The sequence below is a fragment of the uncultured Phocaeicola sp. genome, assembly GCF_948499155.1.
In the GTDB taxonomy this organism is placed as follows: Bacteria; Bacteroidota; Bacteroidia; order Bacteroidales; family Bacteroidaceae; genus Phocaeicola; species Phocaeicola faecalis.
The window spans coordinates 99,471-114,133 of sequence record NZ_CAOOSE010000001.1 but is presented as its reverse complement, the minus strand read 5'-3'; the positions used below and the strand labels follow the sequence as shown (position 1 = coordinate 114,133).

At 44.4% G+C, this 14,663-nt stretch carries 10 protein-coding genes and 1 pseudogene; 9 read left to right on the top strand and 2 right to left on the bottom strand.

The genetic code is table 11. The features are described 5' to 3' along the window. Positions 1-24 precede the first annotated feature (24 nt). The 5 genes from QYT14_RS00510 to QYT14_RS00490 all read left to right on the top strand — a co-directional run bounded on the left by QYT14_RS00510 (position 25) and on the right by QYT14_RS00490 (position 8,677). Positions 25-1,800: an Mfa1 family fimbria major subunit gene (locus QYT14_RS00510; protein ID WP_288324046.1), complete on the top strand. Its 1,776-nt coding sequence runs from the start codon at positions 25-27 to the stop codon at positions 1,798-1,800. A gap of 267 nt (positions 1,801-2,067) precedes the next feature. After that, a complete protein-coding gene (locus QYT14_RS00505) occupies positions 2,068-3,126 on the top strand; it encodes a FimB/Mfa2 family fimbrial subunit (RefSeq protein WP_288324045.1) in 1,059 nt (352 codons plus the stop codon). Between the two features lie 21 nt (positions 3,127-3,147). Next, the gene (locus QYT14_RS00500) at positions 3,148-4,314 is read left to right on the top strand and encodes a hypothetical protein (protein ID WP_288324044.1); all 1,167 of its coding nucleotides are present in this window, start codon (positions 3,148-3,150) and stop codon (positions 4,312-4,314) included. 19 nt (positions 4,315-4,333) lie between these two features. Beyond that, positions 4,334-7,363 carry a hypothetical protein gene (locus tag QYT14_RS00495; RefSeq protein ID WP_288324043.1) on the top strand — a complete coding sequence of 1,010 codons (3,030 nt, stop codon included), beginning with the start codon at positions 4,334-4,336 and terminating at the stop codon, positions 7,361-7,363. A 264-nt stretch (positions 7,364-7,627) separates the two neighbouring features. Beyond that, positions 7,628-8,677: a hypothetical protein gene (locus QYT14_RS00490; protein ID WP_288324042.1), complete on the top strand. Its 1,050-nt coding sequence runs from the start codon at positions 7,628-7,630 to the stop codon at positions 8,675-8,677. A 41-nt stretch (positions 8,678-8,718) separates the two neighbouring features. Here QYT14_RS00490 and QYT14_RS00485 read toward each other — a convergent pair. After that, positions 8,719-9,568: pseudogene (locus tag QYT14_RS00485) on the bottom strand (ORF6N domain-containing protein). A gap of 99 nt (positions 9,569-9,667) precedes the next feature. After that, a complete protein-coding gene (locus tag QYT14_RS00480; protein WP_195613534.1) occupies positions 9,668-9,970 on the bottom strand; it encodes a helix-turn-helix transcriptional regulator in 303 nt (100 codons plus the stop codon). A 352-nt stretch (positions 9,971-10,322) separates the two neighbouring features. On the opposite strand from QYT14_RS00480, the gene QYT14_RS00475 reads away from it, so the two are divergent. The 4 genes from QYT14_RS00475 to QYT14_RS00460 all read left to right on the top strand — a co-directional run bounded on the left by QYT14_RS00475 (position 10,323) and on the right by QYT14_RS00460 (position 14,613). Further along, positions 10,323-10,985 carry a DUF2971 domain-containing protein gene (locus QYT14_RS00475; protein WP_288324041.1) on the top strand — a complete coding sequence of 221 codons (663 nt, stop codon included), beginning with the start codon at positions 10,323-10,325 and terminating at the stop codon, positions 10,983-10,985. Between the two features lie 4 nt (positions 10,986-10,989). Beyond that, the gene (locus QYT14_RS00470) at positions 10,990-11,946 is read left to right on the top strand and encodes a hypothetical protein (RefSeq protein ID WP_237471279.1); all 957 of its coding nucleotides are present in this window, start codon (positions 10,990-10,992) and stop codon (positions 11,944-11,946) included. Positions 11,947-12,271: 325 nt separating this feature from the next. Continuing rightward, positions 12,272-12,757: a hypothetical protein gene (locus tag QYT14_RS00465; protein ID WP_237471278.1), complete on the top strand. Its 486-nt coding sequence runs from the start codon at positions 12,272-12,274 to the stop codon at positions 12,755-12,757. Between the two features lie 56 nt (positions 12,758-12,813). Beyond that, a complete protein-coding gene (locus QYT14_RS00460; RefSeq protein ID WP_237471277.1) occupies positions 12,814-14,613 on the top strand; it encodes a DEAD/DEAH box helicase family protein in 1,800 nt (599 codons plus the stop codon). The last annotated feature ends 50 nt before the right edge of the window (positions 14,614-14,663 follow it).

The following is a 14,663-nucleotide window of genomic DNA, read 5'->3' as shown; positions in this document are numbered from 1 at the left end:
TAATAACTTTTAATTTTTAACAACATGAGAATTAGAACTCTATTCTTGTCAATGGTCGCCGGACTGGCGTTCGTTGGCTGTTCCAACGAGGAAGACATCGCCCCCGGCAACAACGGTGAATTAAGTGAGCCTCAGTTTCTGACGGTAAACCTTGTAACCAACCCGACTAATGGGACCCGTGCTACCCGTGCTGGCGGTGACCAGCGCCCAGGCGACCCTAACGGCGCCACATACGAAGAAGGTCTCGAAGCGGAGAACACGGTAACGAAGGTGCGCTTCTACTTCTTCAATGCAGACGGTAGTCCTGCTAAAGTAAAAAGAAACGGTAGCGAATGGGTCAACTATCTGGAGTGGGAAAATAATGTCACCGAGGAAGAGGATAACAATATGCCTAATGTAGAAAAAATCCTCACAGCACAGTTGATTATCGAGACTCCCAAGGAAGATAAAGTCCCTGATAAGATTGTTGCGATTATCAACCCAATGACAGTGGATCCGAACCCAGAGCGCTCCCTTGCAAGCCTTATCGGTGTAACGCATGACGCTAAGACAGCCACCACCAGTGGCAATTTTTTGATGAGTAACTCCACCTATGCAAAGGACAACGTAAAGCAAATGGCAGTCAGTGCGGTAGGTAAAATCAAGAAGACCCCGGGCGAAGCTCTGAATGACCCTGTAGATATTTACGTTGAGCGTGCCGTAGCAAAAGTCCGCCTGAATAGTTCCCTGACGCCGGTTGAGGGTACAGAAAACATTTTCAAGACTTCTGATGATGGTTCCCAGAAAGTTGAGTTGGATGAGGCAACTGGGGAACAGGAAATCTACGTCAAGTTCCTCGGCTGGAACGCCACCGCCGTTTCCAACAAATCCCGTCTTGTTAAAGAAATCAATCCGAACTGGAGCTCCACTCTGTTCGGTGCCGGTGGCACTCCGTGGAACTGGGCGGAATACTGCCGTTGCTTTTGGGCAATCAATGCAGAAAGTATAGTTTACGAGTATGGTGCTTTTGTTCCGAATGGAGAATCAGGACAAATTGAAGACAACAAGTTCCAGGCTCAGGCCAAGACAAAATTTGACGGAAAAGACTGGGTTTATGTAAACGAAAACGCATCGCCATACGCTTCCGATATCACAACATCGGAAGGCAATAGTGCTTCAACACCCACCAAGGTGATTATCTCCGCACAGCTTGTTGATAAAGACGGCAACGCACTCGAATTTGCCGAGTACGGTTCGACAAGAACAACTATCGACGGGCTGAAAAAAATCTTTGCAAATAGCTGCGGCCTTTACAAAAAGGTAGAAGTTGAAGGTAAAACAAAATTCGTCAAGATTACTCCGGAAGAACTGACTGTAAAAACAGCTACCGAAGTCGGCGAAACAAGTGACCAAAACGGCAAACCGGATATTGAAAAGCCGGGGCGTTACAAATCGTACGTTCAGCTGGCAACCGATGAAGATAGCAAATGGTATGCATCGAACACCGAAGACGCACAGCCTCTTACTGCCAATGAAGCCAACGCCCAACTGCAAGGTCTCGGCTCTGCGAAAGTATGGAAAGATGGTCATACCTATTACTACTTTGAAATCAGACACTTTGGCGACAAGATAGGTGTTGTGCGCAACCACATCTATGACGCAACAATAACAAAACTGGCAGGTCTCGGCACACCGGTGTATGATCCGGATGAAATCATCTATCCCGAAAAACCGGAGGAAGGTGAAGAGTCATTCATCGCAGCCCGTATCAACATCCTCTCTTGGCGCGTAGTTAAAAACGATGTGGAACTCAACTGGTAAAAATGATGGATAAGTGTGATGCCCGCGTATGCGGATGACATACTGATATGATGAAAGACTAATAAACAAACCATCGGATGGGGAGGGATTCCCCGGAGTGACTCTCTCCCCGTCCTTAAATATTTTCAAAAAAATGCACTCGCGCATCGGTGCAAAGAGAGATGCGACCTTGGAAATTCCCGTGAGGCATTTCCCACTTGACACGGAAATCCATACTCCGACAATTGCCGGAGATACTATATATACGATGAACAAAAGAATACTGACATGAATATATCGGCTTGTATCAGAAATGCATGGTTTGTGGCGGTAGCCGTTTTGCTATTCCCGCTTGTCGCTTGCAATGGAGTGATTTACGATGAAGAAGGCGATTGCTCGGTGTATTATCGCCTCAAATTCCGCTATGACATGAACCTGAAGTGGGCGGACGCTTTCGCCAATGAGGTTTCATCGGTCCATCTGTATGCCTTCGACCGGTCGGGCGTGTTGGCATGGCAGAAAGCGGAACAGATTGTCCCGGAAACAGCAGAAGACTATTCGATGCTGCTCGACCTGCCCCCCGGCGACTACAAGCTGCTGGCGTGGTGCGGGCTGGAAAACGACGGCGAGCGTGACGAATCATTCTCCGTACCCGAAGTACGTGTGGGCGAGACCCGTATGGAACAGTTGCAGTGTGCGTTGAACCGTCAGCACGATGAATCGGGCGCATACAGTGAGGAACACTTGTACCGTCTCTTCCACGGCACGTTGGATGTATCGTTGCCTGTCAACGATGACGGCGGCAGCTATGAATACACCATGCCTTTGACCAAAAACACCAACCATGTCCGTGTCATCCTGCAGCACTTGTCGGGAGTAGATGTGAATAAGGAAGACTTCATCTTCCGCATAGATGATGAGAACGGCCTTATGGCGTACGACAACGAACTGCTGGCCGATGAGAACATCAACTACCGCCCTTGGGATATACAGAATGTCGAGGCCGGCATCGGCAGGGAAGGCGACAGTGCCGTCAGCAAGGTGAAAGGCCTCGTTGCCGACTTCACTGTGGGCCGCCTGATAGAGACACACCGCGAGAAAATGATGCTCACCATCACCACCCGGGAAGGCAAGACAGTGGCACGCATTCCGGTGATAGACTATGCCTTGATGGGAAAAGAGTACTATGAAGAGGAATACCGCTACCCGATGGACGAGAGGGAGTTCCTCGACCGTCTGGACGAGTGCGTGATGACCCTCTTTCTCGACGAGAACCTCAATTGGGTAAGCAGCGTCATTCAGATTCTGTCATGGCGCGTGGTGCTGAACAATGTTGATATTGAATAATCAGATAGAAGGATTTAACTGATGAAAACGAGCATTATACATAGCATTGTAGTCTGCCTGGCGGCATTCATACTGCCTTTTATGGTGGCGTGTAGCAATCAGGAAGAATCCTTGCCGGAGAATGTTGAGGAGGCTGTCCTCTGTCTGAACATCGAGCCGATTGGGCAGACAAGGGCGGGTACGGCAACGTTGCCCAACAACGAAAAGATGCACAGCGTGCGCGTCATCGTACTGCATAATGACGGAACGGTGGAACACAACAAGTTCTATGCTCTGGACGACGCGCAAGAACAGAGGTCCATACTGCTCAAGGTGACACCCAATGAGAAGAAAAAGATATACCTCTTTGCCAATGAGGAGAGCGTGTCCACGGTGGAGGGCGTATCGGGTAACGACACGTCGCTGTCCGAATTCTTCGACAGCTATAAGGAAGGAATGCGAATGAACGATTTTGCAATTGCGGTGAAAGACCTCTACTTCGCCCCGGACTATTCGGACGGGAATCCCATCCCGATGTCCTCTATGTACGAGATAGATATTCCAGAAAAAGGAGTTATCGAAGAGATTTTCTACGTGGTGCGTGTCGCCACCAAGTTCACCGTGAACTTCTTTAATTGGCGTGGAGAGGAAGTAACAGTGGAAAACTTCTCCATAGAGAGCCATGCGGATAAAAACTTCCTGATGGCGCATGTCAACAGCTGCCCTGATACTCAAAACCCTGAAACCAACCAACCATACCCCACTTGGATAGATTGGCTGAAAGCGGTTTCCGATGCCTCAAACGAGGATAGCGATGCAGCAACAAACAGGTTCGGTTGGCTGACGGACTACAGACTGCCGGAACAAACTACGGCAAAAGTCTATACCCATGAAGGGCTTAAAATTGGGAAACCCACAGTTGATATAGAAAACCCGGACAATTCAGAACCGGGCGTGGCAAATGTTGTTCCCGTTTTCTACCTGCCCGAAAGTAAAAATCTCAAAGCGGGAGCAACAGAACAGGAGTACATCCTGACAATCAAAATAGCCGGAAGGGCTGAAACTTTCGTCTGCAAACTCGATAAGTTGAAGGCACTCTTCCGCAACACCCATCTTGTGGTAAACATCACCATGTATAATAGCAACGAAATTGTAGTGGATGTGATTCCATATAGCGAGGTAATCCTTGAACCGGAATTCGGATTGTAAAACAATAAATAAGTGTTATATGAAGCATTTTGTACGACATATCATTCTCTTTCTGATGATAGCAACCGTCACAAGTTGCTATGACGAATTTATGAAGCAAGAATTCATAGGCGAAGGCAAGGCGAGCATATCCGCCACTCTTGACTTCAAACCCATGTCCTCGGCACTGAGCCGGACACGAGCTGCCGGAGACGCACTGAAGGATATCAACAGCCTGCATGTTCTGTTGTATGGTGAAGACAAGAAGCTCATAAAAAACTGGAAGATAGAAGAATATACCGTATCCAATGAAGGCCGTAATGATAGTGATGCGGAAAATGGATCCAGCGCGGAAACAAGTACCAAACGTGCCACTTTCAAGCTGCCGGAAGAAATCGGATTCGGCAAGTATTATATGTATGCCGTGGCAAATATTCCCGACCTGCTTACAAATTCGGCTTATTCCGAAGCCATAAAGACAGTGGACGGACTCAAGAATATTCCCCTCACATGGGATTCTGAAGACGTGGCAAACAATGGCCAGATGATAGGCTTCTTCACTAAAAGCTCCGCACCGGCTCTATCTGCGGATGACGAGTCTCTTATAGTGAATGAAAAAAGCGTAAAACTCCATGCGTGGTTGCGCCGTGCGGCATCGAAAGTGACGGTTGCATTCGATGGTAGCAAATTGAAAGAGGGAGTGTTTATCTATCTCCAATCCGTGCAGATTAAAGACATTCCTTCGCAATGTTATTTGGGAAAGGAAAATAACGTGGGAAAAGAGGGGTACACCTTGGCTGTGCCAGAGAACGGGCCTGATATGATTGATGGAGAAATCATTACTTATCATGAAGGAGATAAAGCAGAAGATTTTGAATACGGGGAAGGTTGTGCGGATCATCGTGTCACGGTAGGTAGCCCCCATTTCGGTTCTCACGATGAAACAGCTCCCGCGCTGTATTTTTACGAGAATATGCAGGGCGCAGGTGATAATATGCCCGACAAACGGCAGGATGCTGACGGCAACGGTTCCCTTGACCATCCGGGATTGCCAGACGACGCTACTTACAGGCTCAAAGACGCCGTACCTTACGGTACATACATCGAAGTACATGCGCACTACATTTCCAACAATTCCGAGCGATTAGGCAACGGGCACATCATCTACCGTTTCATGTTAGGACAGGACGTGATTAATGACTATAACGCCAAACGTAATTGCCACTACAAGCTGACATTGAAATTCAAAAACTTCGCCAACGAAGCAGATTGGCATATAGAGTATGAGGAACCGGAACCGGGCGTGATGACTCCCGAGCCGTATTATATCTCCTACCTGTACAACCATTCGATGATGTATCCCATCAAGGTCAACACGGGAGGCCATGAGATAGAATCTATTACGGCGGAAATTATCGATAACCGCTGGGCACCCCACAATGCCAATCCTGCCGCTGCTCCTCCAATCTATTTTTCGGAGATGGATAAGGAAGGCGAGAATAAATGGAACGGTTTCCTGTCGCTGCATAAGACGACAATGACGGTCCTTCCCGCTCCTCCCGGACAGTTGTCCGAGGAGTCAAATAAAGAATATTATGAAGACCCTCCTAAACGAGGTTTGCGTGAGTATAAGAAATTCACGGTAGGAGAACACACCACGAGCGGTTCTTTAGACGTTGATACATATCGTGTGGAGAAGCATTCCACGGAAGCGAATACATACAACGTATTTATTCCCATGTACACGCGCGCCAAGCAGATGATATCTACGACCGGATACACGGGAAACAATCCTTTCGTGGCATACCAGAGAAAGGCGGTAGTACGGATTACGACCAAACTGAAAGATGTTCCGGAGGCGTTTGTCAATACCGTGCCCATATATCAGGTGCGCCGTGTCGTAAACCCGAAGGGCATCTATCGTAGCGCCGGAAACAATACGCCTTTTCACGTGGTGTTGAAACGATTGCCTCGAGAGGAAGCGACGGAATTCCAGACTTTCCAATCGGAGGGCCCTTGGAAAGCGTATGTCGTGGCGCAAGATAATGGAGCGAGCATAACGCTTTCGGCTTCGGGCGGGTCGGAACTCCAAGACGGTACCATCTATGGCAAGACCGGATCCGTGATTGATTTTAACGTAAACTTCAACGGGCAGGTGGATGATGAAAACCATTATGCTATCATCCGTGTGGAATATCACAACTATACTTGCCAGCACTTGATTTTCGTGAGACAAGGCAACAAACCGGACGCGCTGCTGACCGGAGGTACGCGATGGTATGCCGAAAACATGAGGACCAAAACAGAGAGGGCTTCTTCTCCCTTGGATGAGGGGTCGTTGTTCAAATGCGGCAATTGGGACTATCCCATCGACGCGTCGAACAATAAGAACTCGAGGATTCCTTGGATCAACGTGTATCCCACGGATTTCGTGTTATATCCTTCAGGCGGCTTCGTCATAGCCGGCAAAGAAGACGAAGGGAAAAAGCTTTGGAGTACCATTACTTTCTCGAATTCATTTTCTATACCGGCCTCTGGCATGCGTGTGGCAAGACTTGCTGATTATATGGCTTTGTTGAACAGCTCTGATATAGAGCAAGGGTATGGAATCCTGTATGGCGATGACGCTACCGAGACGGCTGACAATATCGAAAACGCATACGGGTATGACTACAAGAACAATAATAAAGGGCGTGGTATGAGAGGATGTTTCGCTTATAACAAGCTGACGGGCAAAAACCTGTTCTTCCCTATAGGAGCTTCCGGCTACGGACATCGAAGACGCAGTGACAAGACACCCGGAATGCTGAGATATTCTGCCGGGCGGACGGAGTATTATCCCGAGAATGAACCTCATCCTTGGGGAAACTCACGCGTGAAAGACAGACCTTTGTTTTACGATTTGTTCAGGAGACCGGGAGCGATATATTGGATTGATAAAGAAACAAACCAAAAATTGGGCTGGGACATCAATTATTTTACTTTTGATTTCAACTCTATTGACGCCACGAATATATTTGACAGTGACGATTCGGACGCGTGCTTCGTTCGTTGTGTGGTAGATCCATGATTATGAGAGAAAATTCTTATTTTCAATATGGCCTTAAAAGAACATAAATGCCACCACACCAGAGGCTGCAAGCCTGAGACTGAAGCCAAATACCGCCCGGCGTTGGAACTATATGCCACGTCCGACCTCTCCACTGTCGAGATATGCCGGCGGTGCGAAGTCTCTCTCAACGGATTTTCCCGTTATATCGGTATTTACCACCGTCATCTGATGCTGGAGCGCAACGGCATCAAGTGCAGCCGGGAGGAAGCGGGCGGCATCAAGATGAATCAGCGGCGCGGTCAGCTTCCCGCTACTCACGCCAAATACAAGGAGGCCATTGCAGCGTGTGACAGCATGGACTATATCGCGTACAATGTTTCGCAGATTGCCCGTGAATTCGGATTGAATGGTACGAACCTCGGCCGTCAGTTGCGGACGCATTATCCCGAAGTGCTGGAGTTCCGCGAAAGGGCACGGCAACGGCTGGGGCTGGATGACGGCCTGCCGCGCGGCACGCGCCCGTGGTGCAAGGAACAGTATGCCGAAGCGGTGGGGCTGCTGCAAGCTGACCGTTATGTCACGGTGCAGGAAGCCGCCGAGCGGTGCAATGTTTCCTACTCCGGATTGGAGCAACACTTGATATTCTACCACAAGGAACTGGTCGGAAACCGTATCAAGATACGCGAACAGGCCACTAGACAGCAACGTAGGGGCAAGATAACGGGACGCGGTACCCTTCACGCCCCGAAGCCCGAAACGATAGAAGTGTATGCCGAAGCCCTCCACCTCTACCGTACCACCCCGATGTCTGTCCGAAAAATAGCCAAGCAGACCGGCGTGTCGCTAAGAGGTCTCTACGACTACCTGCAAACCTGGTACAAGGATTTGGTCTGTGAACGGAAAGGCATCCCTTACGAGGAAGGCAAGCCAGTGGAGTGGTCATCCGTGCGAAGATACAATCCTGCCACCGCTGCCAAATATGCGGATGCTATTACCCGGCTGAAAGAAGGCGGGCTTTCTACGGCAAAGGTCGCCGCCGAGTTTGGTTTGCATCCTGAATGTTTCAGGCAATACCTGAAAGAGCATGAGCCGGAACTCTATGCCCGGCAAGGTATGGTCAAAACAGAAAGCGGTCGTTCTATGGCAAACCATAGCATGGGAAAATACAAGGAGGCTTTGCACCTTTATGCTACGACAACCAAAAGCGTGAAATCGCTGGCAAGACGATTCGGGTTCAACGACTGCTCCTTCGGCCAGTTCATCAGAAGACATTTCCCCGAACTGCACGAACAACACCAAAAACTGGTGCAACAGACGAAAAAGACTGATTAAGTTCACACTATGCTGATACGTTCTTTGGGAGCCAAACCGGACTAAAGTTGAATCCTGTTGATGAGTTCTATTGCCGTAATGTCACGCATGAGGGTGAACCCGAACCATTTTCTGCCCAAATCCTTGATTGAAGCCCCTATGTGGTACACTTCATTGTCTATGAGCAGAAACCGGTCGTGTGCCTTGTTGAATCGCTTTACCTCGATAAGCGGATATTGGGCGTTGTGGCGGTCAACATCAAGTTGGAACTGGTTGCTGACACGCTGCGTGTAGATAGTGGCTGATACTCCTTCCTTTCTTTTATCAAGCAAAGTCAGCACGGTATCATCCGCATAATTGTCAATCAGCACAACGGACTGTTCAGCCTTCCGAATTAAATCAGACACGAAACGGTAAGCGTCAAACACCTGCCCGTCATAGAAGATGCCCTGCACAGGAGGAACGTCGGCATCCAAACGCTTGAAAACCTCGTCGATGCGTCTGTCGGTCACTTCCTGATGCTGTTTCATTTCCAGTTGGTGATACTCTATAGTCTCAAGCCTTTGGAATAATTGGGCATTGGTCGCAATAAAGCGGCGCATGGACACAAAGGCTCTCATAATGCGAATATTGGCTTCAATGGCTGTTTGGGAACGAAGTACTAAGCATGGCGACACCATTTTCGGTAAATGCGTATGGTAATTTTCTCGCTCCCATAGTGATGGATTTGGATGTCGCAAATTGCGACTTCCATTCTTCAAACTCTTCTTTGGTAAGTTGAAACATGAAATCATCAGGAAAACGTTCGATATTTCGCTTTACCTGCTCGTTCAGACGTTTGGTTTCCACTCCATATATTGCTGACAAATCCCTATCAAGCATAACCTGTTTCCCTCTGATTATTCTAATCATCGGTTGAATGTTGGTTACTTCGGGCAACTGGTCGCAATTTATGACCGATTCGTTTACTATGCCGTTTGTATTTTCCCTTTCTTTCGCCATTGTCCTGCTTTATTGCTCGTTTTCGTTCAGACCTTTGATAATTTCGATACTCAATGTGTTTTCTATTTTGCAAATGGTTTCCAATGACATATTCTTTTGTCCTTTCAGCATCTTGGATATATATTGCTGAGTGCAGTTCATCTTTTCGGCAAGCATTTTCTGTGTCAAACCAAGTTCAGACATCCGCTTTGACATGAGGACGGCAATAGCCCGTGAGTATTGCGTCCAATCCCTTTTATCCTGCCCTGATTTGACTGTCTGCGATTCAGTCTCCAAAATTCCACAAGGCATCTTGTATGTCACTGTATTCATTGAAACGATTGCATTGCTTAATTCAGTTGCAAAGGTAGCACAAATATTTGAAATTGCACAACTTCCGGGTTGTTGTTCCGTGGAAAGAAACGAAATGCCATGCCTAAATCAAAAATTTAGGGAAGTAGAGACTTGTCGCCTTCCCATTCATAATGGTAATGAACTTCCATGCTGTTAATTCCTATCTTCTACCATAAGAACAACATTTCTCTATTTATTTGTTGTGAATTTGTTGCACATAGATTATATATCTACTTGTTGTGGTTGATTATCAATATATTAATGTTTTTGCAAAATCAATGACATTGAAGAAGCTGCATTAAGTAATGTAGGAATCCATTTAGGAGGTTTTATGTTTGTTTCTTGTTGGACTTTTAATGAAATTGAAAGCATTCCATTATGGAAAATGTACACACCTGCAACTAAAGGTGTTAGAATCTCATTAGACAAGAATATGTTTAAAAAGCATATCGTTACTAAAGAAGATTCTGAAAAATATCATATACAGACTAATGGAGAAAGTTTTTCATCAATCATTCCAGTAGCAAAAATGTTTACCTCTCAATATACTATACTTAATACATTCTGGAATGAAGACTTTTTTTATAAGAAGATTGAATACACAGATGATTTAAATCAAATATATAATTCACTAATACAAAATAACTCCAATGGCGTTTCTTTAAATTTTGACAATGTTGGTAGATTCAAACATAAACATTGGGAATTTCAAGATGAATGCAGGTTTAGACTTATTATATTGCCAAATGATAACATAAATATTGGTGATAAAAGGTACGTAACTTATATCCATTCTTGTGTAAAAGAAGAACGATTTCCTATAATAGATTCATTTTTTATTGACTTAAAAGATGATGCGTTTGACAACTTAAGAATTACATTAAGCCCCTACGCAACCGAAGCAGACAAGTTGATTGTAAACGCTCTATGTAAAGAATATGCTCCTAATGCACATATCATTAATAGTTCTCTAAAAGGAAAAGTAAGAATATAACACCATGCCTGAAGTAACATTTGACATACCAACCATAAAGAAGCTATATCCAGAACTGAACAGATGCTTTGGCTTCACCTATGACGACATATCCAACGAACTGACCCAGGTCTATGCCCAAAAAGTCTTCAATCTGACACCAGAAGAAAAAGAGTTTGCCAACCAATGCAAGTCAGATGATGGTTGGGGTGTGGATGCGGTAAAGTTTGCATTGGCTACCAATGAGAATATAGCAGTAACTGTTCCAGACAGCTTTAATCCAAAAGCAATCGTAGAATCGTATGCGGCTAAACTTCATAATGAAGAATCAGCTTCATGCGCATTATTGTTCATGGCTACGCTTCTGTACAGGGACAGAATAACAGAAGCTCCCATATCAGAAGGAGAATATGACGATATGCAATATCAGCAATATATCCATGAAGTCAGACCCGATATGCTAAAATTATACATCGCCCTCAACCAGCCCAAACAAAAAAATGGGAAAGAACTCAATACTGATATAAAGCTTGCAGCAGGTGGTAATTCTCCAATACTTATCAATAACAAGGACAGTTGGTTGGAGAACAGACTGAATGAATACCTGCATCAATATTTAGGAGTGCGCAATTTAGAGGAAGCTCAAAAAGAACTGGATTTCATCTATGGAAACAAGACGGTAGGCAATAAGAAGATTGACCCTATCCAATCATTATATATATGGGGGACTTATCAATTACTTCAAAATACACATTTAAAATCTGTCGAAGAGAAAGTTCCTACAAGACCACAAGCCAATTTAATAGAGTCTTATCTGAGAGCTATTGAATTGATAGATTCCAATAATGTCAAAACAGATGCCAATAATATAAGAAGCAGATTAAATTCATTCCTTAAAAAATACGATACGGTAGAAGCACTGTTGGACTACAGGACATTCAAATTATCACCTTATAATATAGGTGGAACTAAACTTTGGTAAACTCAACTCACCTTATATAAAAAGGCAGCTCTTACGATGGTAAAGAACTGCCTTTTTCTTTTCCCTATTCCTTACCAACTTACCCAACCACAATATTCTACTTTTGCACCGCTTTCAAAAAGAAGTGATGATAAATCTCTTAAAGGTAAATGGTTGGTAAAAAACTCACTTAAACATACGGTTATTCTTTACCAATTCACCTTATGAGAACATCATAACTTTGCAACGTAATCAAAAGCAAAATGGTGCGCACCTTTTAATAACGATTACCTGCCAGTTCCCTCAGAGTGGGAACAAAAGTAAAAAACTTTAAAAAAGAAGAATTATGATTTTTACAATTAATGGAGCATCTGCTCCACAGGTAGAAAAGTACGATAATCAAGGTGCGCACAATGCCATCAAGTCAATGATGCAGAGAAAAGAAACTCTTAGCATCAGACTATACACCGACAAGGACAATTATCCTTGCATCTGGATTGAATCTTATAATGTGGCAGGGTTCAAATACTATGTCACTCCGACTTCTTTCAAATGGATATACACCTATCTGACAACTGGAGAAAGTGAAGATGGAGGGATTCAACCGACTGAACTAACCCCATATCAAGCAGGTGAGGATAACAACTTCCAGCTATCCATATTGAAACAACTTATTGAATCTGGCAAACGTGTGCAATTCGTCCCTTTGTTTCGTGAGGTTAATAATTACATCAGTGCTACCAGTGCTTTCTTACGTGGAAAGATATTCTTCCGAGTAGAACGTACCGAAGAGCTATTGGACTACTTGCGTGAGAAAGAAGCTTTAATCTGATTATTAACTCTAAGAGTGGGAGCTAACAACTCCCCTCTTTCTAAAACGAAACAAAGATGAATACAGCATACATTAAAATAGAGAAAAAACATAATGGTAAAATTCAATATCTGACAGAAGTTTTACCTCAAATACCTACCAATACTATCCTTTATAAGAAACTGACAGGACTTGGAGCAACTTATGGAGAACTGAAAGCAAACAGAAATTCCATCATATTGGAACCAAATGTGCCAGTAATAAAAGGCAAATGTAAAGACCCCAAGCATAAAAATGACAACCTCTTTGGAGTTTATGAGAATGTGACGGTGGAGAAAATTGTGAAATACCTACAAGCAAGTAAGGAGAAACATATCAAACTGTTATCCACTCCAGAAAGCTTTTCCAAGATTAAGACAGCATTTGAGGAACTGGATATGGATATTTATTCTACCTGTTACCTATTGTTCGACGAGTGCCATAAGATAGTAAAAGATGTGGATTACAGGGAGGACATAACATTACCTTTCGATGATTTCTTCATGTTCGACAATAAAGGACTGGTGTCTGCCACTCCGTTGGACTTCACAGACCCGAGATTCTTTAAACAGAGATTTCAGATTATGGAAGTGCAACCCATGTTTGACTATGCCCAGCCCATCAATATTTATCATACCAATAATGTGCTGCAAGAACTAAAGAAGCGATTGGGAAAGGCAACCAACAACCCCATCTTCCTGTTCATTAATTCCACGGAAACAATCTATTCTATCATGCAGAAATTAGACATACTGGAGCAATCAACAGTTTTTTGTGCATCCAACAGCGTAACGAGTTTGAAGGAGAAGAAGTTTGCTAACGCATATTCAGATTGGAATGCTGACAAAATGAGACGGTTCAATTTTCTTACGAGCAGGTTCTTCAATGCCCTGGATATAGAACTGGATTTCCGCCCAGAAGTGTTCATTGTAACCGATACTACTATGGCAACCCAAAGCATGGTTGACCCGTTTACTGACACGATACAGATAATAGGTCGTTTCAGAAATGGAATTGCATCTGCAAACCATATCACCAATACAGACTATAATTTCTCTGTAAGGTCTAAAGCGCAGGTACAATATATGATAGGTGTGTTTGAGCAGGTTTATGAGATGATGAAAACCTATCACAATAATGCCACAATAGATGAAGCAAGGGATGCTTATAAAGCCATATTAGACATTCTGCCCTTTAATTCCATGCTGAATAGAAACGGTGAGAAGAACTGGTTCAAGATAGACAACTATATTACAGAAGCAATCGTACAAGGCTGCTATAACAGTTTCGATATGCTGACTAAGACATATAGACAATGTAAATCTTTTAAAGTCAGTTGTGAATCGCAAACCTATCTTTTAAGCGATTTGGAAAGATTGAAACGAGAAAATAAATCCATCAGCATTAAAGCCAAGCGTAAAGAAATAGTTGAGCAATTGGAAATGTTGAAAGGGGATGAAACCAGCATGGCGATGGAACATAAAAGAGAGCTTATAAAAACTGACGCTTTCATTGTAGAAGCTTATAATGAATTGGGTAAGGCAAAAATTGAGGAACTGAAATACTCCCAGTCCAAAATAAGAGAAGCCATGATACTTAAAAGGTACGATGAGAAGCGGAATGGTACAGAGTTCATTGAAATGGTGAAAAACAGGTTCAAGGCAGGACGCTCATACGAGTTGTCCGACATAAGCAAAACAAGGGATGAAATATATCAACTGATGGATATGCCACCTGTAAAGAAGAAACCTAAAGACTTTCTCGGAGAGTTCTTCAAATGCAAGGACAGTTGGAAGAACAGGCAAAGGGCTTTATTCTTAGAATATGAGAAAGTTTAATCGGGTACAACATTTTACCAACAAATCACCTTTTATACCCCCTTTCGTAA

Excerpts from the sequence above, each read along its gene's own strand:
- QYT14_RS00500 (WP_288324044.1), top strand. The coding sequence starts at position 3,148 with ATGAAAACGAGCATTATACATAGCATTGTAGTCTGCCTGGCGGCATTC.
- QYT14_RS00460 (WP_237471277.1), top strand. The coding sequence starts at position 12,814 with ATGAATACAGCATACATTAAAATAGAGAAAAAACATAATGGTAAAATT.
- QYT14_RS00510 (WP_288324046.1), top strand. The coding sequence starts at position 25 with ATGAGAATTAGAACTCTATTCTTGTCAATGGTCGCCGGACTGGCGTTC.
- QYT14_RS00475 (WP_288324041.1), top strand. The coding sequence starts at position 10,323 with ATGTTTGTTTCTTGTTGGACTTTTAATGAAATTGAAAGCATTCCATTA.
- QYT14_RS00490 (WP_288324042.1), top strand. The coding sequence starts at position 7,628 with ATGAATCAGCGGCGCGGTCAGCTTCCCGCTACTCACGCCAAATACAAG.
- QYT14_RS00495 (WP_288324043.1), top strand. The coding sequence starts at position 4,334 with ATGAAGCATTTTGTACGACATATCATTCTCTTTCTGATGATAGCAACC.
- QYT14_RS00470 (WP_237471279.1), top strand. The coding sequence starts at position 10,990 with ATGCCTGAAGTAACATTTGACATACCAACCATAAAGAAGCTATATCCA.
- QYT14_RS00465 (WP_237471278.1), top strand. The coding sequence starts at position 12,272 with ATGATTTTTACAATTAATGGAGCATCTGCTCCACAGGTAGAAAAGTAC.
- QYT14_RS00505 (WP_288324045.1), top strand. The coding sequence starts at position 2,068 with ATGAATATATCGGCTTGTATCAGAAATGCATGGTTTGTGGCGGTAGCC.
- QYT14_RS00480 (WP_195613534.1), bottom strand. The coding sequence starts at position 9,970 with ATGAATACAGTGACATACAAGATGCCTTGTGGAATTTTGGAGACTGAA.